General features: G+C 33.1%; 18 protein-coding genes and 1 other RNA gene. 7 read left to right on the top strand and 12 right to left on the bottom strand.

The window, feature by feature from the left end; translation table 11 throughout:
- Positions 1-57 precede the first annotated feature (57 nt).
- Together CW751_RS03875 and CW751_RS03870 are read right to left on the bottom strand one after the other, a co-directional pair.
- Positions 58-255, bottom strand: coding sequence for a hypothetical protein (locus tag CW751_RS03875; protein ID WP_101333689.1), 198 nt, complete (start codon positions 253-255; stop codon positions 58-60).
- Between the two features lie 131 nt (positions 256-386).
- Positions 387-812 (bottom strand): hypothetical protein, encoded by a 426-nt coding sequence (locus tag CW751_RS03870; RefSeq protein ID WP_101333688.1) that lies wholly within the window; start codon positions 810-812, stop codon positions 387-389.
- A gap of 163 nt (positions 813-975) precedes the next feature.
- Between CW751_RS03870 and CW751_RS03865 the strand changes: the two genes are divergently transcribed.
- The 7 genes from CW751_RS03865 to CW751_RS03835 all read left to right on the top strand — a co-directional run bounded on the left by CW751_RS03865 (position 976) and on the right by CW751_RS03835 (position 9,136).
- A complete protein-coding gene (locus CW751_RS03865; RefSeq protein WP_101333687.1) occupies positions 976-2,073 on the top strand; it encodes a hypothetical protein in 1,098 nt (365 codons plus the stop codon).
- A 302-nt stretch (positions 2,074-2,375) separates the two neighbouring features.
- A complete protein-coding gene (locus CW751_RS03860; RefSeq protein WP_101333686.1) occupies positions 2,376-3,605 on the top strand; it encodes a 4-hydroxy-3-methylbut-2-enyl diphosphate reductase in 1,230 nt (409 codons plus the stop codon).
- 56 nt (positions 3,606-3,661) lie between these two features.
- An RNA gene (ffs, locus tag CW751_RS03855) (signal recognition particle sRNA small type) lies at positions 3,662-3,754 on the top strand.
- A gap of 246 nt (positions 3,755-4,000) precedes the next feature.
- Entirely contained in the window at positions 4,001-5,614 is a 1,614-nt protein-coding gene (locus CW751_RS03850; protein WP_101333685.1) for a CTP synthase, read from the top strand.
- A 15-nt stretch (positions 5,615-5,629) separates the two neighbouring features.
- Positions 5,630-7,591, top strand: a complete 1,962-nt coding sequence (gene yidC, locus CW751_RS03845; protein WP_101333684.1) for a membrane protein insertase YidC — start codon at positions 5,630-5,632, stop codon at positions 7,589-7,591.
- A 248-nt stretch (positions 7,592-7,839) separates the two neighbouring features.
- Positions 7,840-8,331 (top strand): DUF2141 domain-containing protein, encoded by a 492-nt coding sequence (locus CW751_RS03840; RefSeq protein WP_101333683.1) that lies wholly within the window; start codon positions 7,840-7,842, stop codon positions 8,329-8,331.
- A gap of 193 nt (positions 8,332-8,524) precedes the next feature.
- Positions 8,525-9,136 carry an L-threonylcarbamoyladenylate synthase gene (locus tag CW751_RS03835; protein ID WP_101333682.1) on the top strand — a complete coding sequence of 204 codons (612 nt, stop codon included), beginning with the start codon at positions 8,525-8,527 and terminating at the stop codon, positions 9,134-9,136.
- A 261-nt stretch (positions 9,137-9,397) separates the two neighbouring features.
- Here the strand turns inward: CW751_RS03835 and CW751_RS03830 are convergent, their stop codons facing one another.
- From CW751_RS03830 to CW751_RS03785, 10 genes are all read right to left on the bottom strand, one after another.
- Positions 9,398-10,297, bottom strand: coding sequence for a WD40 repeat domain-containing protein (locus CW751_RS03830; protein WP_101333681.1), 900 nt, complete (start codon positions 10,295-10,297; stop codon positions 9,398-9,400).
- An 11-nt stretch (positions 10,298-10,308) separates the two neighbouring features.
- Entirely contained in the window at positions 10,309-11,130 is an 822-nt protein-coding gene (locus CW751_RS03825) for a phosphosulfolactate synthase (protein ID WP_101333680.1), read from the bottom strand.
- Positions 11,117-12,547 carry a tetratricopeptide repeat protein gene (locus CW751_RS03820; protein ID WP_101333679.1) on the bottom strand — a complete coding sequence of 477 codons (1,431 nt, stop codon included), beginning with the start codon at positions 12,545-12,547 and terminating at the stop codon, positions 11,117-11,119. Before CW751_RS03820 ends, CW751_RS03825 begins: the two co-directional genes overlap by 14 nt.
- A 154-nt stretch (positions 12,548-12,701) precedes the next feature.
- Positions 12,702-12,935: a hypothetical protein gene (locus CW751_RS03815; protein ID WP_101333678.1), complete on the bottom strand. Its 234-nt coding sequence runs from the start codon at positions 12,933-12,935 to the stop codon at positions 12,702-12,704.
- Between the two features lie 48 nt (positions 12,936-12,983).
- Entirely contained in the window at positions 12,984-13,445 is a 462-nt protein-coding gene (locus CW751_RS03810; RefSeq protein ID WP_101333677.1) for an FKBP-type peptidyl-prolyl cis-trans isomerase, read from the bottom strand.
- Positions 13,446-13,525: 80 nt separating this feature from the next.
- Positions 13,526-14,251 carry a hypothetical protein gene (locus CW751_RS03805; RefSeq protein ID WP_101333676.1) on the bottom strand — a complete coding sequence of 242 codons (726 nt, stop codon included), beginning with the start codon at positions 14,249-14,251 and terminating at the stop codon, positions 13,526-13,528.
- A gap of 120 nt (positions 14,252-14,371) precedes the next feature.
- On the bottom strand, positions 14,372-15,151 hold the full coding sequence (locus CW751_RS03800) for an MBL fold metallo-hydrolase (RefSeq protein WP_101333675.1): 780 nt from the start codon (positions 15,149-15,151) through the stop codon (positions 14,372-14,374).
- A 100-nt stretch (positions 15,152-15,251) separates the two neighbouring features.
- Positions 15,252-17,573 carry a T9SS type A sorting domain-containing protein gene (locus tag CW751_RS03795; RefSeq protein ID WP_101333674.1) on the bottom strand — a complete coding sequence of 774 codons (2,322 nt, stop codon included), beginning with the start codon at positions 17,571-17,573 and terminating at the stop codon, positions 15,252-15,254.
- Positions 17,574-17,670: 97 nt separating this feature from the next.
- Positions 17,671-18,468 carry a DUF4249 domain-containing protein gene (locus CW751_RS03790; RefSeq protein WP_101333673.1) on the bottom strand — a complete coding sequence of 266 codons (798 nt, stop codon included), beginning with the start codon at positions 18,466-18,468 and terminating at the stop codon, positions 17,671-17,673.
- Between the two features lies 1 nt (position 18,469).
- Entirely contained in the window at positions 18,470-20,809 is a 2,340-nt protein-coding gene (locus CW751_RS03785) for a TonB-dependent receptor (RefSeq protein WP_101333672.1), read from the bottom strand.
- Positions 20,810-20,871 lie beyond the last annotated feature (62 nt).

Below are 20,871 nucleotides of genomic sequence, written 5' to 3'. Positions count from 1 at the left end.
AATGATCAAATGTTATTGTAATCTCAGACAATGAGAAGAATGAATAAAAAGATCAATTTAATTTTTTATGAATCCACAAGTAAATAAATCATCACGATTAATTTTATGTTTCGGAAATTTACGCACAACATCCATCAATTTGGCGTATGCTTGTGGCGTGTACATTTCCTCAGAAATTTCCTCATCATTATTATTATGAAGAGGCTTGTCTCTAAATATTCCACGATTAAATGCGATTACATATCTATTTTTCATCTTCAAAAAAATTATATTCAAAACATACTTACGCCCATTGATTCAAATGGTTACATTTAAATTGACAATTCTCAATTTTACCTCAACCTATTATTGACTGAAGCAATTATAACTAACAATATTTCAGTAGTTTATTCTTTGTATACATTTTTAAATTTATGGACTTTGTTTTGAGACTTTCGTGCGCCTGACATAAATTTCAATCCCAGAATTATCCAATATAAAGGTGTTAATATCAATCTTATAAGCTTACGAAAACTTAATTTAGTGTTCTTTTTATTAGACTTCTGTTGTATAATCTTAGCTTTAGTTTTATCCTGCTCCTCCTCTAACCCGAAAAATCTCAATGCTCTTGTCATTAAAACCTCCGCTAATCCTCGTTGCCTAATATTAGCTAAAGAATACTCTTTATAACTGATTAAAAATTGCCAGAGCAAGGATTTAATTTCGAATAATAGCTTAAAGCTTAACCTGATTGATTTTTGCTTAATATTAAGTAATTCTTTTTTTAAATCGTTTAATAAAATGTGTTGTTCTTGTGAAATTGTAATCTGCATATCTTTTCTTTTTTACAAATATCATCAGGATTAACGTAACCTTTTTGTTTATTAAGTAGTAAACTTAGATTAAGTAGTAGGATTAAACTTAATTAAGTTGATTTAGTAAATTAAGTTGACGATTAAGTATTGAATTAAGTTAAGTTTTTCTATTTTTGTTAAAATGAGGCTCGCAGGAACATATCACCCCATTCCCTATTTGTTGGAACGAATCACTCACTATTTACCTGGTGTTACTGAAACAAATGCTTTATGGATGGGGTACGATAGCGAATTATACACTTCAAATGATGTTCACCCGTTAAGAGATTACTTAAAAGTTCAGGGACAACAACTAAGATTAACAAATGTAACCAGCGAATGGACATCAACAACAGATCTTTTTTCTACAAGTAATCAGAACTTGAATCAATTGAGCTTAGCAGACGAAGATCGTTTAAATGTTCTTAAATTATTTTTCACCTCTCCAGTAGACCAGAAAAAGGACATACTTGTCATTGAATTCCCTCCTAATGTATTTTTAAAAAGTTTAAACACTGAATTCAAAGGAATTAACGCACAAGAAAAACATATTTTAAGCCATGTTTTAATTTCAATTTTATCAGCAGAATATAAACGGGCTTACGATGAAATGAAGTTGCTTAAACAAATTGAACGCATTAATAAACAGCAAGCAGAAAAAGTCAAAGAATTAAAAGAAAACCTCAGGTCCACTGAATTGCTTTATAGTTCAGCTATTGGAAATATAGTTGGGGAATTCAAAACTAAACTTGAAAAAGAACTTGGCAAGGAATTTATTTTTGATGAAACTGTAATATATAAATTGGCCAAAGAGCGCTTGACGATTATAGAGATTGAAAATACAGTGCATAATGCTATTTACCTGGCTTATAACCTTAATCTTTCTGAACAGCAAATTCGTGTTAACGCTGAACATATTCAATTAAATCAGGAATCAATTACACCTGTAAGCGTAAAACCATCTATCGATACACGTCAAAAAACATCTGTATTGCTCGATCGTTATGAAAGCGCTGCTGAAAAGGTTAAAAGCAACGGTAAAGCGTTGAATGGCAAAAATATCGCTGCAATGATGGATCCTCCAGTAACTCCCCCTGCTATAACTGACGCAGTAAAAAAGAACAAAACTAAAATTGCTTATTTATTAAAACAATACCCTAATAAATGGGGCTTGACACGCGTAGGAATTCGACCCATAAAAGAATTATGCGAAAATACTCGAAACGCCCAAGCAATTTAACCTTGTTTTTAATAATGACACCGATAATATAATTGTACAGTTTTTGCACTATAATATATATTAACCAATAAGTTTAACAAAAATAATCATATAGATTGACTACAAGTTGTTTATGCTATATCATCTTAACTTTTAATTCAATAGTTGTTATTCACAATAACTGCTGCTATAAACACAAGTATCCATCCCAATTTAAGTTAAAAAAAACACCTTCATATTTAACAAAGTAATGACAAGCATATTTACATGGTGTTTCATTAAATATACACTATCTTTGATGCGTTAATAGAGTTTAGAAAATTATGAAGCAATTTGATATTCCTGAGTTTTACCGCTCCCCGATTATATCTAAAGTAAAAAATATACGAAAGGTATTGGACCCTAGAAAAAAAGATTTTTCTCCAACCGTTTTAGACTTTGGTCCTGTTCGTTTCTACATCGCACGACATTTTGGGTTTTGTTATGGTGTTGAAAATGCAATTGAAATATCCTACAAAGCTATTGTAGAGAACCGCGGAAAACGCATTTTTCTATTGAGTCAAATGATTCATAATCCAAATGTAAATGCCGATTTATTAGATAATGGTATTCAGTTCTTACAAGATACAGAAGGTAATGAATTAATACCTTTTAGCAAATTAAAACCCAGCGACGTCGTTATTGTACCTGCTTTTGGAGCGCCTATCGAAACCATTTCTAAATTAGAAAATATTGGTGTTGATATTCAATCTTATAATACCACTTGTCCATTTGTGGAAAAGGTATGGAATAGATCTAAAAAACTAGGAGAAAAAGAACACAGCATTATTATACACGGAAAACACAAACACGAAGAAACCCGTGCGACGTTTTCTCATAGTGCTTCAAATGCTCCATCAGTTATCGTTAAGGACATTGAGGATACCGCATTTTTAATGGATATTGTTTTGGGTAATGAACCAGAGGATTCTTTTTATACTTATTTTAAAGACCGCTATACAGAAGGATTTGATGTAAAGAAAGACCTTCAAAAACTTGGAGTGGTTAATCAAACAACAATGTTGGCAACGGAAACACAAGAAATAGCTGATTACGTTAAAAAAGCCATGACAAAAAAATACGGAGAAGAGAATATTAAATCTCATTTTGCAGACACACGTGATACTTTATGTTATGCAACCAATGATAATCAGAATTCAACTTACGGACTAATGAAAGCAAACGCAGATTTAGCCGTGGTTGTTGGTGGTTACAACAGTTCGAATACAACACATTTAGTTGAATTGCTGGAAGACCAATATCCTACCTATTTTATTAATACGGAAAATGACTTACTCAACGACACCACAGTTTCGCATTTTGATATTCATGAAAAAACAGTCAAAGAATCCGAGAATTATCTGCCTAAGAAAAGCACTGTTGATATTGTCCTCACCTCTGGAGCTTCTTGTCCGGACGCTGTTGTAGATCGTGTTTTACACAAGCTTTTGAGCTACTTCGATGATACTAAAGATGTTAATAAAGTTATTGCAGGTTTAGAAGTTGAAAAATAATTTTTTTTTTTAAGATAGGGCTTGTTAAATTAAATCTAATTCGTACTTTTGCGCTGGGGTAAGTCTTGTACGACCAGCTCCCTCTGAATCCCCCAGGACGGGAACGTAGCAAGGGTAAGAGGTTGTAGCGGTGCGATTCAAGTAGCTTACCCCACTTTTTTTACCTAAAAGTGGGTTTTTTCGTTAATTCTCACAGTATACGAAAACATCGCCCTAATCTTTTTCATGACAACTTAAATTTTCAAATCACTTATTTCAATAATCTATGCATTCAGTATTTCTTTCGACGAGTCTTATATCTTAATTGAAAATTTCCAGAAAATTTATTTCAGAAAAGATTCTACTCCTAAGTATTGTTGTATCTTTGCCCCCCGTAGTTACAAATCAAAACTAAAATGTCGAATTCAACGAAATATATCTTTGTAACTGGTGGGGTTGCTTCCTCATTAGGAAAAGGAATCATAGCCGCTTCTTTGGCTAAATTATTACAAGCACGCGGTTATTCAACAACCATTCAAAAACTAGATCCATATATTAATATAGATCCGGGAACGCTTAATCCTTATGAACATGGAGAGTGCTATGTAACCGATGATGGTGCTGAAACAGATTTAGACCTAGGTCATTACGAGCGTTTTTTAAATGTAACTACTTCACAAGCTAATAATGTAACTACAGGTAGAATTTATCAATCTGTTATTAATAAAGAGCGGCAGGGTGTATATTTAGGGAAAACCGTTCAGGTTATACCTCATATCACTAACGAAATCAAAGAAAATATTCAAAGCTTAGGAAAAAATGGCGATTACGATATTATCATTACAGAGATTGGAGGAACAGTTGGAGATATTGAATCGTTACCTTATGTAGAAGCACTTCGTCAAATGCGGTGGGAATTTGCAGATGATTGCATGGTTATTCACTTAACACTTGTACCCTATTTACAAGCCGCTGGAGAATTAAAAACTAAACCTACACAGCATGCAGTAAAACAGTTGTTAGAATTAGGTGTGCAGCCAGATGTATTAGTTTGTCGAACAGAACATGAGTTAGACTTAGATTTAAGGAAGAAAATAGCACGTTTTTGTAACGTTATTCCTGAAGCTGTAATTGAAGCTATGGATGCAGATACAATTTATGATGTACCCTTAAAAATGCAAAAGGAAGAACTCGACGAAATTGTATTAAAACAAATAGGACTCTCCAGAAAATCAAAACCTGACTTAACTTCATGGATCAATTTTCTTAATAACCTTAAGAATCCAACAACAGAAGTTACCATTGGATTAGTTGGAAAGTATGTTGAACTTAAGGACGCTTACAAATCAATTAATGAAGCATTTATACATGGAGGGACAGCCAATTTATGTAAAGTAAATATAGAATGGATTCACTCTGAGAAAATCAACTCAGAAAATGCAAAAGAACATTTATCTCATTTAGATGGAATTTTAGTTGCACCTGGTTTTGGTTCACGAGGAATTACCGGAAAAATAAATGCAGTGCGTTATGCGCGAGAACAAAAAGTTCCTTTTTTAGGAATTTGTTTGGGAATGCAATGTGCAGTAATTGAGTTTGCTCGCAATGTTTTAGAATGGGATGATGCCCATACAGCAGAAATTTCACCTGAATCAAAGCGACCTGTAATTAGTTTAATGGAAGAGCAAAAGTCTGTTTCAGATTTGGGCGGTACAATGAGGTTAGGACAATATAAATGTGAATTAAAATCCAATACAAAAATATACGAGGCTTATAATACCGAGGTCATCAAAGAACGCCATCGTCATCGTTTTGAATTCAATAATGCTTATTTAGATGATTTTGAAAAAAATGGAATGAAAGCAACAGGATACAATCCTGACACTGGACTGGTTGAGGTTGTTGAAGTTATTGACCACCCTTGGTTTGTGGGAGTTCAATTTCATCCTGAATATAAAAGTACAGTTGATAATCCGCACCCACTTTTTACAAGATTTGTAAAAGCAATAATAGAAAACAAGAATAAATAGTAGAAAATTTAAGAAATGGATAAGAATACATTAATAGGTTTAGGTTTAATAGGTGTTATTTTAGCTTTATTTACCTTTTACAATCAACCTTCTGAAGAAGAGTTAAAAGAGCGAATGGCTCAGCAAGAGCAATTGACAGAAGAAAATAAAAAAGCTGCTGAAGAAACTGCAAACAATGCTGATGAGATAGCTCCAGAATCTTTGTTAGATAACGAGGACAATCAAGTAATGGACAGCTTGGGAAATGTTGTCGATCAAAAAGATACTGTAAATTCAGTGGAAAATAATCGCGCTGTTGTAAAGAAAGAAGGGATTCAAAAAGCATCATCGGTTAAAGAACAAACAGTTAATCTTGAGAATGAGAAGTTAAATGTGATTTTAACCAATAAAGGTGGAGGTGTAAAGTCTGTGTTTCTTAAAGAGCATCAAGATTATGATGATTTTAGAAAAAATGAAGAAACTGGAGAAATAACTCCACTTCAATTATTTGATGAAGAGATCGCCTCTAATGGCTTGAAATTCAAAATTGATGGAAGGGAAATCCATACCTCTAACATTGCTTTTGAAGTATTAAAACAAACAGAAAATTATGTTTCAATGATTGCTCGTTTTGGAGAAGGAAAATCAATTGAACAAATCTATACCATAACTCCAGAGCAATATCACATCAACTATGAAGTGAAAATGAACGGCTTTGAATCTGAGGTAAATCCAAACGAGGTTTATTTAGATTGGCATGTTGAGCTTTTAAAAACAGAGCGTTTATTATCTGAGCAAAGAAGAATATCTACAGTTTTCTTTAAGGAAAAAAATGGATCATACGATTATTTATCTGAATTTTCTGATGATGAATTTGCGGCAAAAACCGATGTTGACTGGGTTGCTTTTAAACAAAGTTACTTCTCCTCTATTATGATGCCCAAACAAAGTTTTAAGAAAGAGGGAACGCATTTTGAAATTTCTAATTACGAAGAAGGATCCAAAAAGGATTCTACACATATAAAAGCATATACATCTACCATTAATTTGGGCATGACCAATACAGCTAACGGTAGCGCTGAAATAAATTGGTTTTTTGGTCCAAATGACTATGACTTGTTAGAATCTTACGCAAATGGAACTGAAGATATTATTAATTACGGTTGGGGATTGTTTAGATGGATTAATATCTATGCTATTCAGCCACTTTTTGTTTGGTTAGCAGGGTTCGGTATGAACTTAGGAATTGCCATTTTGTTGTTAACTGTTATTGTTAAGTTGGTACTCACTCCTATTCAATGGAAAATGTATGCTTCATCTGCTAAAATGAGAATTCTAAAACCGGAAGTTGAGGAAATCAACAAGAAGTATCCAGAAAAAGACGATGCGATGAAAAAGCAAATGGAAATGATGACGCTTTATCGCGAATCTGGTGCAAGTCCATTAGCTGGGTGTATTCCTATGCTTATTCAAATGCCAATTCTATTTGCTGTATTTAGGTTTTTCCCGAGTACTTTTACATTGCGTCAAGAAGGTTTTTTATGGGCTGAAGACTTATCGAGTTACGATTCTATTTTAGATTTAAGTTTTAACATTCCATTTTATGGTGCACACGTAAGTTTGTTTACGCTATTAATGGCAACTACAACTTTGTTCTACACAATTTTGAACAGTAGTAATATGCAGCAACCATCGCAACCAGGAATGCCTAACATGAAAATTATCATGTACTTTTTACCTATTATGATGATTTTCTTCTTCAACAATTATGCTTCTGGATTGAGTTACTATTACTTTATATCCACATTAATGTCTATTCTAACGATGATTTTAATTAAAAATGTTTTCGTTAATGAAGAGAAACTGAAGGCTAAAATGGCGAAGAAGCAAGACGCAAGTAAGAAAGGCGATAAAAAGAAAGGTAAATCTAAATTTCAAGAACGTCTAGAGGAAATGCAAAAAGCACAACAAGAAAAACTGAAAAATAAAAAGAAATAGTTTTTCGAAATAAATAAATTAAATCGCTAAAGTTCTTCTTTAGCGATTTTTTTTTTTGGTAATGCTTTCATTTTATATCAAGACTTGAAAGGTATTTAAACCACAAGGTTAATAAATTTATAAGTCGAAATTTACAACTCCAAACTTTTATCCAAACGTGCAGTTGTATTTTCAACACGGTATTAATTAAGGTGACGATAGAACAATATCTTGATAAATCTGTTTTAGAGTTATCTTAAAAATAAACAATGCACAAAACTAAAAATACTGTAAATTCTCAACCATCATTAATTTCGGTCTTTCTATCCGTGTTTGTTACTTTATGCTTTTTAAATATTTCATTTATTACCTTTACTCAAGAAAGCTCCAAATCAAACTTTACAATTAATATAACAGAATTCAAAAACAATGATGGAAAGGTTCTACTTAGCATTTTCAAAGATAATAATGGTTTTCCTGATGAATCAGAAAAAGCCGCTTACCTCCTATCTTCTAAAATAAAAAATCAATCAGCTCAATTCACTCTTGAAGATGTTCCATATGGAAATTATGCCATAAGTGTAATTCATGATGAAAATAATAATGGAAAGCTGGAAACTAATTTATTTGGAATTCCGCAAGAAGCTGTTGGAATGAGTCAAAACGTTATGGGAGCTTTTGGTCCGCCCTCTTTTAATGAAGCTAAAATAAAGGTAAATTCTCCTAATGTTGCTACTACAATTCGACTTAGACATTATTAAAAATAATCTTCACAACTTTTTATTCTGTAGAAATCAATTTTAAAGTTGAACGCTAACTAAAATTATTTGATTAAAACCCTTTAGGTTAAAGTTCCTTATTGCATAATTTACTTTTTTTATCAATTTGCACGGACTTTAACCAATAATTTTGACTAATTTAATACACCAAATAGTAATTCTAAAACCTTGAAATATGTTAATAGAAATCAATGAAAAAAATATCGATTCAAGATTAATTGAAGACGTTGTAAAAGCCTTAAAGAATGGTGAAATTATTATTTATCCGACGGATTCGGTTTATGCAATTGGATGTGATTTAAAAAATAAAAAAGCGCTTGAAAAGTTAGCTAAATTCAAAGGGAAAAAATTAAAACAAACTAAATTTTCTATTATTTGTAAAAACTTAAGCCAGGTTTCTGAATATGTTAAACATCTTCCACAACCTACCTTTAAAGTAATGAAACGAACCTTACCAGGACCTTTTACCTATATTTTAAATGCTTCAAATGAAGTCACAAAACTCTTTGATACTTCCAGAACAGAATTGGGTATTAAAATACCTGATAATAATATTGTTTTGGAAATAGTAGAGGCTTTGGGCAATCCTTTGGTAACGACCTCGCTTCATAATACAGAAGATGATATGCTCGAATATTTTATTGATCCTTACAAAATATATGAACAATTTGACGACAAAGTAAATACGATTATTGATGGCGGGCCTGGTAAACTAGAAGCTTCAACTGTAATTGATTGTACAGGAGACCAACCTGAGATGATTCGTGAAGGTGTAGGGAAATTATAATCGATTTGTATGAAAAGTTTAAAAAACATGCAGAATAATTGATTTAACTACTGAATAATCTAATCGGGATAACGAATTTAGTTGCTGAGTTCGTTATTCCGATTGAATAAAAATCTAAATATCCACCCATTCCCCCCTTTTTTTCTGAGTTTGTCATCCTGATGCGCAAACACAAAACTTATTTCTAGTTGTTTTCCAAAGGGTCTTGTCAATAAAATAGTATTGATTTTTAGCGTACTAATTACCGAATAAACATTAAGTCTAATTAATTAAAGACCAAATTTTGATTTTTCTATCATCGCTAACTGTAGCAAATTTATGATCATCAATTTTGGCAATTCGATTTACGGTATGTCGATGTCCTTTATTTTTAAACTCGACTCTTTCTTTGATTGAAATATCATTTGCATTCCAAACTTTAATGCTTTTATCGAAACTTACAGAAATTAGCACCTCTTTATTATTCAAAAGAGCTAGGTCATAAACAGCGTAGTTATGGGCGGGAATATTTAACAAAAGTTCTTCCTTTCTCCAATTCCATTTTTTTATATGCGCATCCTTTCCTCCAGTATAGAGAATTTCTTCATTGAAAATCGCACAATTTACACCATCTTTATGTGCCTTAAATTCATGGATTACATTGAAAAATTCAGTTTCTAAAATTCTAATAATACCATCCTGTCCACAAATTGCGATAAATTCTCCCTTTTCGCTTATAGATATGTCTCGTATTTTTCCACAATTAAAAGGAAGTGTAATCAGTAATTCAAAAGTTTTTGATTTCCAAACGCATAAATATCCTTCCTTATCTCCTGAGTAAAATATTTCTTTATGTGGACAATAAGTTAATGAGAAAACAGCAAATTTATGTTGACTGAGCAGCCTTTTTTCTTCCCGACTTTTAATATCAACCACATGAATACCACCATTGTTAGTCCCAATCACCAATAATTGATCTTCAGGAGCGTATGCAACATTGTAAGATGCACGTTCGAGTTGAACAGCAAAGTTAGTTTGTTCACCTGTGGAGGGGTTCCATTGCGCTACAAAACGATCAGCACTGGCTGAAAACAAGAATCCTTCCGCATGAATAATGTCATAAATAGCTCCACTATGTCCTTCTATAGTTTTTAAAAGCTGCAGAGAATCACTATTATCCATGTTATTTATTTTTATTCTTCCTCGTCTATTTCTTCATCTGATTCCACTTGTTTTAAGCGCTCAGCAAAATCTTCAGGTAAATTTTCAAAAAATGTGTCACCACGTAAACCAATTCTTAAGCATTCTAGTGGGATTACTTCATTAGGAGCGATATTTCCTAAATTAACGTTTGCTCCAAATAGCTTAATAAACCACACTTGTTGATTCTTCTTTGGTGCCTCCCATAAAATATCATTTGGATCAATTTTAGCAATGATTTTATTAATCAAAAAAGTATGTGCAGTTCCGTTTGGTCTAAAAACACCAACATTTCCACTCTCTCTTCCCTCTGCAATAACCTTCCATGATCCAGCTTCTAACTCAGAGCTCATCATGCGTATCCACTTATTAGGAGAAATAATAATACCAGAATCCTTTGAACCAACCTCAGATAGTACCGTAGTTTTTTTGGACATTTGATGAATTAATTCACATTTCTCATCGTGCGGTATAATAATTGAACCATCAGAAATTTCTGCTAAATCTAAATCATATTGATCTATTAGCTTTAAGTAATCCTCAAACATACCTCTCGCGTAGAATGCTTCAAAAAGAGTTCCGCCGAAATAAGGTCTGATGTTATGTTTTTTATACAACTGAATTTTTTCTTTCAATTGATTCGTTACAAATGCAGTCCCAAATCCAAATTTCACTACATCCGTCAAGCCGCCATTAGCTTCTATAAAATCTTCTGTTTGTTGTAAACTTAATCCTTTGTCCATCATCATCGTTAAGCCTTTTTGACGTGGCTTTTCTGGACGTTCAGGTATATATGGTAATTCAAAATTCTTCATTATCTGTATTTTCTTCAAATTCTTCTAAACGATCAATAAAATATGATACTTTGTTCATTTCTGGAAAATGCAAAAATAAACTTTTTGCTAAATTAGCATCATTTTCGAGTACTTCGTTAAAAAACATCATAGATTCCGATTGATTTCCAATCATCCAATGACAGTAACTAAGCACTACTTTCGCAATCAAACTTTCAGCCAATGTGGGGTTTTCTTCAATTGCCTTAAAAACCATGTTTATCTCAATCCCTGCTAAAAATGACAGATAATCTATAATAATTTCCTTATCATTTGGTGCCAGCTCAATTGCTTTTTCATAAGCCTTGAGTGCTTCTTCTTCCTGATCATCATGTTCATAAGCATTTCCCAAGGCACACCATCCATCTGCTTTATCGTTGGATAAATTGAGCGCTACTCTTATTTCCTCAATAGCACGTTTTTTAAATCCCATTAAATCACTCATTATTCCTTTTCCCAGCCAAGCATCAGAAAGATTTGGAAGTAATGAAGTACTTTTATCATACATTTGGTAGGCTTTTTCAAATGACTCTAGTTCTTCGTAACATTCACCAAGAGAACAATAAACCATAGGATCATCTTTATCAAGGGTTAAACATTTTTTGTAATGATTGACTGCTTCTTCAATATTGTTGGCATCTAAATGTGCATTGGCAAGGTTGTATATTGCAGGAATAAATTCATCATTTATTAAAATAGCATACTCATACGCCCATATTGCTTTTTCTACGTCATTAATTTTGGCGTAGATATTCCCCAAATTATACCAAGTCGTATAGGAGTATGGTTCTTCATCAATATAGTCAATAAAACACTTTGTAGCATTTTCGTAATCATTTATCTTTTCATAACAATGTGCTAATTCATAGATCAATAAATCATTAATCTTACCCGTATTTATGGCTTTTTTTAGCACATTGATGGCCGCGTTATAATCATCCTTATTTTCATATTCCATTGCTAAATCAATAGCAATATCAGACTTCTCTTCACCCGTAGAAGCTTGGAATGCTTTTTCAAAGTATTTTATGGCTAGTTCGTTATCTTTTAACTGACTGTAACAAGTAGCAATCGATAAAAGAACATCGATATTATTTGATTCTAACCGTTCTAAATTAACCAATAGTTTAAGCGCTGCGTTAATATTACCTGAAAATGAAAGGATTTGAGCGTAGCGCGCTATAAGTGAACCGTTATTCGGGAAATGGGTAAGGGCCTGTTCTGCTGCCCATTTTGCTTTTTTTAATTGATTGGTAATCATCAAGTGGTCTAAAATATATTCAACTTCACTTGAATCTAAAAAGGTGTATTCTTTGGTTGAATACATTCTCTCGAAATCTGCTAATTGTTTATTCAAATCTGAATTTAACCAATCATCATTATTTTCTTCATCAAACATATTGCTAAGATACAATTTTTATCTGCATGCGTATGCGAAAACTAAATCTTCCTTCAATGGTTTTGTACGTTTGGTATCTTTTCATTAGAAAAAAGAAAATAAAAAAAGGTAGAAGCTTAACTCCTACCTAAGTTCCACATTATGTAATGCACTTTTATCCAACACCTGTGTGTGGACTTGGCGGAACGGCCATTATACTTTCCTCATTGATTACAGCATCTAAATTCCCTTCTTTTTCGGCATAAACTGCTGTCAGGTGTTTAAAAACCTCCTCTTGACGTTTTGGAAATTTTGTCGCAATTTTGGGTGCTAAATGCTTTTGAGATTCATCATGTCGTTCAAAAAACTCAACTAATTTTTGTTCGTATAATTCTGGTGTATAATTCATTGTACTTTTTTTGTTTTCAATATAAACACAAATGAAGTAAAATTCAAATTATTCAACAATTGTTAACAGTTCTACATCAAATATAAGTACTGTATTTGGTGGAATTGACGAATTTCCTTTCTCGCCATAAGCCAGTTTCGAGGGAATCAATAAAACACCTTTTCCGCCTTCTTTAAATTTAGGTATGCCTTCTGTCCATCCTTTAATTACATTTTGAAGATTGAATGTTATTCCTTCTGAATCACTTTCATCAAAAACCTTATTATCAGTAGTGTATCCTTTATATCTAACCCTAACATTATCATTAGCAAAAGGATGGTTTCCATTGCCTTGTTCTTCGATAATATAATGAAGACCAGATTTTGTTTCAGTTGCCTCAAGATTATTTTCTTTGCAATAATCTTTTATAATTTCAATATCGGCTTTTAATTGTTCTTCAGAACTTAATTTCTTTTTGCAAGCTGTTGAAAAAAGTAAAAGTCCTAAAATTAAAAATGGTATAATTTTCATTTCAAATATTTTTCGTCAAAATTAAAAAAAGAGGCTGTTAAAAATAACAGCCTCTTAATAATTAATCTAAAATTACGAGCTTAGAATCTCCAACCTAGACGAAAAGATGCAAAGTTTGAAAGAAATGACTCTTTGAAACCTGCTGTTTCTGAAACCATTGTAGTTTGAGTACCTCCCATTGTAACTGTTGTTTCTCCTACACTATCATCATGTGTAAATGAATGTATTCCAACTCCTAATTCAACGCCTAAGTATACATTTTCTACAAAGTAGAAATCCATACCTAGTCCTAATTGCGCACCAATTCCAAAGTAACCACCTTCTTGCACACTTTCATAGGCTACGTTATAAGTAGATCCATCGAATTTATCCCAAGTTGTTTTTTGGCTACCATTACTAATATTCACACCAAAAGATGCGTAAGGGTCTAATTTTTGCGTTCCTAAGAAGTGATATTCACCTCCTATTTGGATATTTAAAGCACTTCTCTTGATCGTTTCGAGTCCTTCCCCTCCTTTCGTACCGTCATTGAATTCATAATAACGATTTTTTTCAGTCATTGGGTTACCAGAACCATCACCTAAACCTAATTGTAAACGAACTGCAATGTTATCGTTAACAAAATAGCGCCCTCGTAATGCTGGAGCATTCCAGTTAATTCCTGTTTGTCCAGTTGTAACAACTGTCTCAATTGAAAATGGAGTAGCATCTGTTGCTTTTTCAACCTCTGCATACGTTTGTGCATTAACATTACTTGCAAATAAAGCAGATACTGCTAGACATCCTGTTAAAATAATTCTTTTCATAATTATATTTTTAATATTTTCGATAAAGTTAACAAGTCTTTTGACTTTTCAATAAAAAACAGCAAAATTTTTTAACGGCGAATTGTTAATTATGTTACTATCAATCAAAAAGAAACTCAATTAACTTATTACTATTCTTAATCCATCGTACGCAGGACGAACAGAATTTGGTAATTTTTTTGATATACCTTCATGAGTTCCAAAAAAATGAGATATGTGGGTTAAATATGTTTTATCTGGTTTTAGATAATTAATGATATCCAGAGCTTCCTCTAAATTGAGATGTGAAATATGAGGCTCTTCTCGTAAACAATCTAGGATTAAAGTTTTTACGCCCTCTAACTTGCGCAATTCATCAATAGGAATGGTTTTTACGTCTGTCATATATGCAAAGTCTCCTATTCGATATCCAAAAACAGGCATTTTATAATGATATCCTAAAATGGGTGTAATAATGGGGCCGTCTGGTAACTGAAAAGGTGCGTTATCTATTAAATTTATTTTTACTCTCGGCACACCTGGATATAAGTTTTCGCCAAATGCATAATGAAACTCTCGCCTTAGCGTGGTCGCTACGGCTTCTGTGCAGAATAACTCCATATCTCTTTTTTCTATGAAATTAAAAGCACGCACATCATCCATTCCAGCAACATGGTCTTTATGTTCATGAGTATAAATTACAGCTCTTAAACTGGTTATGTCTTCGCGCAACATTTGCTGCCTGAAGTCAGGACCTGAATCAATAACATAATTTTGGTTGTTCCATGAAAATAATATTGAACTTCTTAAACGCTTATCTTTTTGATTATTGGAACGACAAACCTCACAATTACATCCAATAACAGGCACACCTTGTGATGTTCCTGAACCTAAAACTCTAACTTCAAATTTATTTTTCATGTTTTTCAAAAATAGAAACTATATCTGTTTTATTAAAGATAATAGATAAAAAAAAGCCCCGACTTTATGTCGAGGCTTTTAAAATTAATTTGAATGTAGATTATTTGATAATCTTATATGTTTTTGTACTGTTTTCTGTACGAACATTAACGAAATAAACACCTGCATTATAATTTGAAGTGTTTATAATGTAATTATCTGAAGCAATTGTTGAATTATAAACAATTTTTCCTGTTACAGCAACGATTTCTATTGAATCAATATTTCCGTTTTGATTAGTAACCTTCAGCTGATCATTAACTGGATTTGGATAAACAGAAACACCTGAAAAATCTTCCTGTCCCAATCCAACAATTGAAACACTTACGCAAGCTGATGTGTCAACACAAAGTCCGTCAGTTAAAATCACTGCATAATCACCTGTTTCAGTTGCTGTAAATGAAGCATTTGTTTCACCTACTATGAAAGAGTTATCAGCACAGTCAATCCACTGGTAATTAACACCTGTTTGGTTTGCTGTAATGGTTTCATCCACCAATGTTGTAGTGATATCAATGTTACACAAATCTTCAACTCCACATGGGAATAACTGATATCCAGAATCGTATGGACTATTGTTGTCGTATTGTTTCCCAACACCTGTTAAATGGAATGGTCCAATTGGTGTTGTAGTTCCTGCAATTGGAGAAGCACTTGGGACTCTTACCGCATAAGTATTTGTTCCATCAAAAACATCAATATTACCATTACTTGGCCAACTTGTTTCTCCGTTGGGTAACGTTAAATTTTCTAGTTTAATGTATTTATTTTCAATAGACTCGTCTAGAACTGTAGACACAAGTGCTGTTTGCAATGTATTTCCAGTAGAAGACACAGTTATAGAAGCTGGTTCAATCTGCATTAACCCGTTGTACTGTTTAACTTCTCCTTCGATCGTTAATTCATCACCTTCAGCTGCTGTGTAACCATCTACATTATCAAAATTGAACATTGTAATTCCATCACCACTACCATCAATTACAGTTACTTCATAACCTGAACTTCTAAAGTTACCACAATGAACAACACCTGTAATTTCTACAAAGTCTCCGATAGATGTCCCAACACCATTGGCATCTACGCCTGTAACGGCACCAATTGTTGATGTAAGATAATCTAAAGTTTCTCCTGACAATGCAACATTGACATCTGTAGCTGACGGTGTAGATAATACTAAATTACCAGATTGAGACAAGTTATAAGTAGGACCATCCAAACGAACATAAACTTTAGTAGAAGCAACAGTACCTGAAACATTTGTTAAAGTAACTGTAGTGCTGTAAGGACCCGCCAATGCTGTCGCTACTTCAAAGCTAGTTGGCGCAGTAACTGTTATATCACCTGTCAGATTGAAACCTTCTACATTAACTGAATCAGCATCTGATGGTGTCCCCACAAAATGAGAAAAACCTGAAATACTTGTTTCTGAAGCCGTAATGGTTGGCGAAGGTGCTGAAATTTCACCTTCCAAATTCACTGTTAAATCAGTCGCTCCTGCAGAAGTTACTAAAAGATCTCCATTTGATGGATTAGCTGCTACTGTTCCGTTCAAACGAATATAAACAGGAGTAGGTACAATTACTCCTGAGCTTTGTGGGATCGTCACTGATGCACCAAAAGTTCCACCTGAAGTAAGGGAAATTTCATAATCTCCTGAATTTACTGTAACATTAGCATCAGCAGTTAAATTCATTCCTGAAATATCAACTGATTGCTCAGGAGATGGAGTTCCTGTAAATTGTAAAAAACCTGTTACAGGGTTTTGAGATGCATTTAAAGTAGGTGAAGATGTTAAAGAATAAGATCCTGCATTTGAAATAGTTTCAAAAGAATCTGAACCACCTTGACACAAACCTAATCCATTTAATCCTCCGTTGAAATAATCCCAATCTCCAACTACATAACCTCCCGAAGGAGTTGTATTGTCAATACGTTTTGCATATCCATCTTTGTATTCCCATGGTTCTCCTGTACCATCAGTATTATCCGCTCCGTATTGGTCAACTACAGTTCCTGGAATCGTCGCAATAATACGAATTGCATCATCTCCATTAAATGAAACCGCTTGGGATCCAGAAGCGAGAATGTTTGTTGTCACGTTTGGAAACTCAGTTGCAAAAGTTGGGTCAGTTGCATGAATGTACACAAATTCGTTAGTTACTGTTCCCAAAGGAGATAAATCTAATGTGCTTCCCCATGCACCTCCATTAGAGCTTTTTTCTAAGCTGAAATTTGAAAAGTCAACTGTTCCTTGAGCGTATAACTCAACTACCTTTGGGTTTCCTCCGGAACAATCACCATCCATGATCATGGTAATTATTGGAGCTTGCCCCATTACTGTTGTTGAAATGAACAACAGCATCATTAAATAAAATTTCTTCATAACTTTTTGTTTTTTTTTACAAAATTAAGTGAAGTAATTCATTTAACATTAAAATAGTATTAAGTATTGTTTAATAGTTATCAACAAAACTATTTTTTTATTCTTCAATCACAATTGTTTTGGTATCATAGCCGAAGGCAGAAAAATGTCCCAAACAATCATTTGACCAATAGGAAGTTGGATTAGCAGGTGCAGCAGAAGATGAAGCGCCGTTAGCAATAGCACCTAATTCGTCGAAATAGGTAAATGATTTTTCACTGTAAGAGATTAATTCAACCTGAACAGTGTCATCAACCTGATAAAATTCTGAAAAAATTGGCACTCTTTGTTCATTTCCATCAGTAAAACTATCATCAAAGAGAAACTGATCATTTGATTTATTGCGGTATTCACCATTGATTTTTCTAATCACACGATAAAAATTAGATCCCGCAGGATCTGCAATGTGCATAAAAACTACATATCCAGATTCGAAAAAAGCAGATTGTTCCTGAAATTCAGGAACTAACGAATCTAAGGCAACCACGTTTTGAAGTTCATCAGATGCTTCATAGACCTCTCCTTCAACTGAGACTTTAAGCTGATATTCGCTATCATAAATAGGAGTGTAATTTTCTAATAAATAAGTACCATCTCCTTGATCAACCAAAGGAGTAATTGTGCCATTTACATCCGTTATAGTAATTGAAGCTCCTGTAATTTCAGGAAAGTCACTAGTTGAAAATACACCAACAGACTTTGAGAGTTTAACCCACACTTCTTCTTTTATTGCGTCGTATTTTGCATTAATTACCAACTGTGGTTCAGCATCCGTAACGGGTAAATCAACAACTTTCTGACAAGCAGTAAAAAAGATGATATGGAAAACCATTAACCCAAAAATTAATTTTCTCATTTTATTTAATTTTAAAATTATAAGTAATGGACGGAATTAATTTAAACAAAGCCGTTTGAACTGCTTGTGTTTGTCCTGTCGTGTTACCTTCAAAGCTATCTGTAAATCTCACAGAAAAAGCGTTTTCCCTATTGTAAACGTTGTAAATAGAAAAACTTATGTTATGCTCAAAATGTTTCCTTTCCTTCATATAATAAGTTAAACCAAGATCTAAACGATGGTAATCAGGAAAACGGTTTCCGTTTCTTTTCCCTACATAAGGCACTTCATAACCATCCATTTCATAAATTGAACTAGGGAAAGTAACAGCATCGCCAGTATAATAAACAAAACTTGTACTCACCACAAATTGTTTATTGATATTATAGGTCAACACGAGATTCAAATCATGAATTCTATCTTGCCTTGCTGAAAACTCTGCTCCATTATCTATGTCTTCAAAAGTTCGTAAAGCACGTGATAAGGTATAATTAAACCATCCTGTAAAATCTCCCTTAGTTTTCTTTATCTGAAACTCAACCCCAAAAGATCTTCCTTTACCATAGACTAATTCCTTCTCAATTTCGCCATTCAAAAGTAAATTTGCATTTGGTCGGTAATCGATTTGATTTTGTAACCATTTATAATATGTTTCAACTGAAACTTGATATTCATCATTTTTAAAATTTCTGTAATATCCCACCGCAACTTGATCTCCAATCTGAGGTTTTACATTGTTAGATGTTGGTACCCAAACATCAGTAGGACTGCTTGTTGTAGTATTAGATAGCTGATGAATGTATTGAAATATTCTGTTGTATCCTGCTTTTATTGAATTTCTTTCATTGATGATAAAACTGGCAGAAAAACGAGGTTCAAATCCTTGGTAGTAAGCAATAGACTCCCATGATTCGTAAGCTTCTGTACTCAGAACATTACCAGCTTCATCAAAATCATAAGCAGTTCCTTCCCCCATGTAATTGAATCCAGAGTATCGTAAACCATACATTAACGCCCAACGATCTCCAATTTTTTGTTCGTTTTGTACATAAGCACCTATTTCAATTGCATACTTATTATCTAAATCAATTTCGTTAAATCCAAAATCACCTTCTGCTTCTAGTTTTCCGGGTTCAAAAGTATGGTGAATGGCATTAAATCCAAACTTTAAACTATTGTTATTATTCAAGTAATAGTTATAATCTTGTTTAAGATTAACATCTCTAATCTGTGATAATATTCCAAAACCATTGTTTCCATCACTCACTTTAAATCGATAATCAAATGCACTATAAATAAGGGAGGTATTCACAAACAGCTTATCATTAAACAAATGATTCCACCGTAATGTTCCTGTTGCATTTCCCCAATCAAATCCAAACTGATCATCCAATGAAAACTTATCTCTTCCGAAATAACCAGAAAGGTAAACTCTATTTCTATCGTTAATTTTATAATTAGCTTTAGCATTTAAATCATAAAAGAAAAGTGTCGTATTATTTAAAGTTTCATCTTCAGCAAAGACTAAAAATAAATCAGCATAACTTCTTCTTCCCGATACAATAAAAGAACCTTTGTCTTTCACAATTGGACCTTCAACGGTTAAACGAGATGAAATAAGTCCTATACCACCAGAAGCTCCAAACTTTTTGTTATTTCCATCCCTCATTCTTACATCCATTACCGAGGAAGCTCTACCTCCATACTCAGCAGGAATACCTGACTTATACAATGCAACATCCTTAATTGCATCTGAATTAAAAACGGAAAAGAAACCTAATAAATGAGAGGCGTTATAAACAGTAGATTCATCTAATAAAATAAGGTTTTGATCTGCACCACCACCACGCACATAAAAACCAGCACTTCCTTCGCCTCCACCTTTAATTCCTGGTGTTAACTGTAAGGTTTTCATCACATCTTGTTCACCAAACAAGATAGGAATAGTTTTAATGGATTGAGGGTCTAACCGGGTAACCTCCATTTGAGCAGAGGTAATATTATTGTTGGTTCGCTTGGAAGTTATTTCTACCTCTTCAATTTCTTGTACTTCTTTAGTTAAAGTAAGTTCAAGGTTGATCAAAGTATCTTTAGATAAATTTAATTCAAACGTTTTATTCTCATATCCAGAAGAACGATAGATGAGTGTATGTTGACCTGCTGGAATGGTTAGGGAATAAAAACCGTAAACATTCGTTCTTGCTCCTGTGTTTTCCATATCAGCAACAACAACAGCAGCGCCAAAAAGATCTTCACCGTTGGCGCTGTCAGTTATATTTCCACTAATCGTTACTTTTTGGGCATTAATATTTAGAACACAAAAAAATGGCAGTAAGACAATAAGAGGTTTTAATAGTTTCATGAATATTTTTTTATATAATCAATACAAAATTCAGCCTATAAAGTTTAGGTAAATATAAATAG

Source organism: Brumimicrobium salinarum (genome assembly GCF_002844555.1).
In the GTDB taxonomy this organism is placed as follows: Bacteria; Bacteroidota; Bacteroidia; order Flavobacteriales_D; family Crocinitomicaceae; genus Brumimicrobium; species Brumimicrobium salinarum.
The sequence above is the reverse complement of the archived record's forward strand: the minus strand, read 5'-3'. Positions and strand labels throughout refer to the sequence as shown.

Excerpts from the sequence above, each read along its gene's own strand:
- CW751_RS03875 (WP_101333689.1), bottom strand. The coding sequence starts at position 255 with ATGAAAAATAGATATGTAATCGCATTTAATCGTGGAATATTTAGAGAC.
- CW751_RS03870 (WP_101333688.1), bottom strand. The coding sequence starts at position 812 with ATGCAGATTACAATTTCACAAGAACAACACATTTTATTAAACGATTTA.
- CW751_RS03865 (WP_101333687.1), top strand. The coding sequence starts at position 976 with ATGAGGCTCGCAGGAACATATCACCCCATTCCCTATTTGTTGGAACGA.
- CW751_RS03860 (WP_101333686.1), top strand. The coding sequence starts at position 2,376 with ATGAAGCAATTTGATATTCCTGAGTTTTACCGCTCCCCGATTATATCT.
- CW751_RS03850 (WP_101333685.1), top strand. The coding sequence starts at position 4,001 with ATGTCGAATTCAACGAAATATATCTTTGTAACTGGTGGGGTTGCTTCC.
- yidC (WP_101333684.1), top strand. The coding sequence starts at position 5,630 with ATGGATAAGAATACATTAATAGGTTTAGGTTTAATAGGTGTTATTTTA.
- CW751_RS03840 (WP_101333683.1), top strand. The coding sequence starts at position 7,840 with ATGCACAAAACTAAAAATACTGTAAATTCTCAACCATCATTAATTTCG.
- CW751_RS03835 (WP_101333682.1), top strand. The coding sequence starts at position 8,525 with ATGTTAATAGAAATCAATGAAAAAAATATCGATTCAAGATTAATTGAA.
- CW751_RS03830 (WP_101333681.1), bottom strand. The coding sequence starts at position 10,297 with ATGGATAATAGTGATTCTCTGCAGCTTTTAAAAACTATAGAAGGACAT.
- CW751_RS03825 (WP_101333680.1), bottom strand. The coding sequence starts at position 11,130 with ATGAAGAATTTTGAATTACCATATATACCTGAACGTCCAGAAAAGCCA.
- CW751_RS03820 (WP_101333679.1), bottom strand. The coding sequence starts at position 12,547 with ATGTTTGATGAAGAAAATAATGATGATTGGTTAAATTCAGATTTGAAT.
- CW751_RS03815 (WP_101333678.1), bottom strand. The coding sequence starts at position 12,935 with ATGAATTATACACCAGAATTATACGAACAAAAATTAGTTGAGTTTTTT.
- CW751_RS03810 (WP_101333677.1), bottom strand. The coding sequence starts at position 13,445 with ATGAAAATTATACCATTTTTAATTTTAGGACTTTTACTTTTTTCAACA.
- CW751_RS03805 (WP_101333676.1), bottom strand. The coding sequence starts at position 14,251 with ATGAAAAGAATTATTTTAACAGGATGTCTAGCAGTATCTGCTTTATTT.
- CW751_RS03800 (WP_101333675.1), bottom strand. The coding sequence starts at position 15,151 with ATGAAAAATAAATTTGAAGTTAGAGTTTTAGGTTCAGGAACATCACAA.
- CW751_RS03795 (WP_101333674.1), bottom strand. The coding sequence starts at position 17,573 with ATGAAGAAATTTTATTTAATGATGCTGTTGTTCATTTCAACAACAGTA.
- CW751_RS03790 (WP_101333673.1), bottom strand. The coding sequence starts at position 18,468 with ATGAGAAAATTAATTTTTGGGTTAATGGTTTTCCATATCATCTTTTTT.
- CW751_RS03785 (WP_101333672.1), bottom strand. The coding sequence starts at position 20,809 with ATGAAACTATTAAAACCTCTTATTGTCTTACTGCCATTTTTTTGTGTT.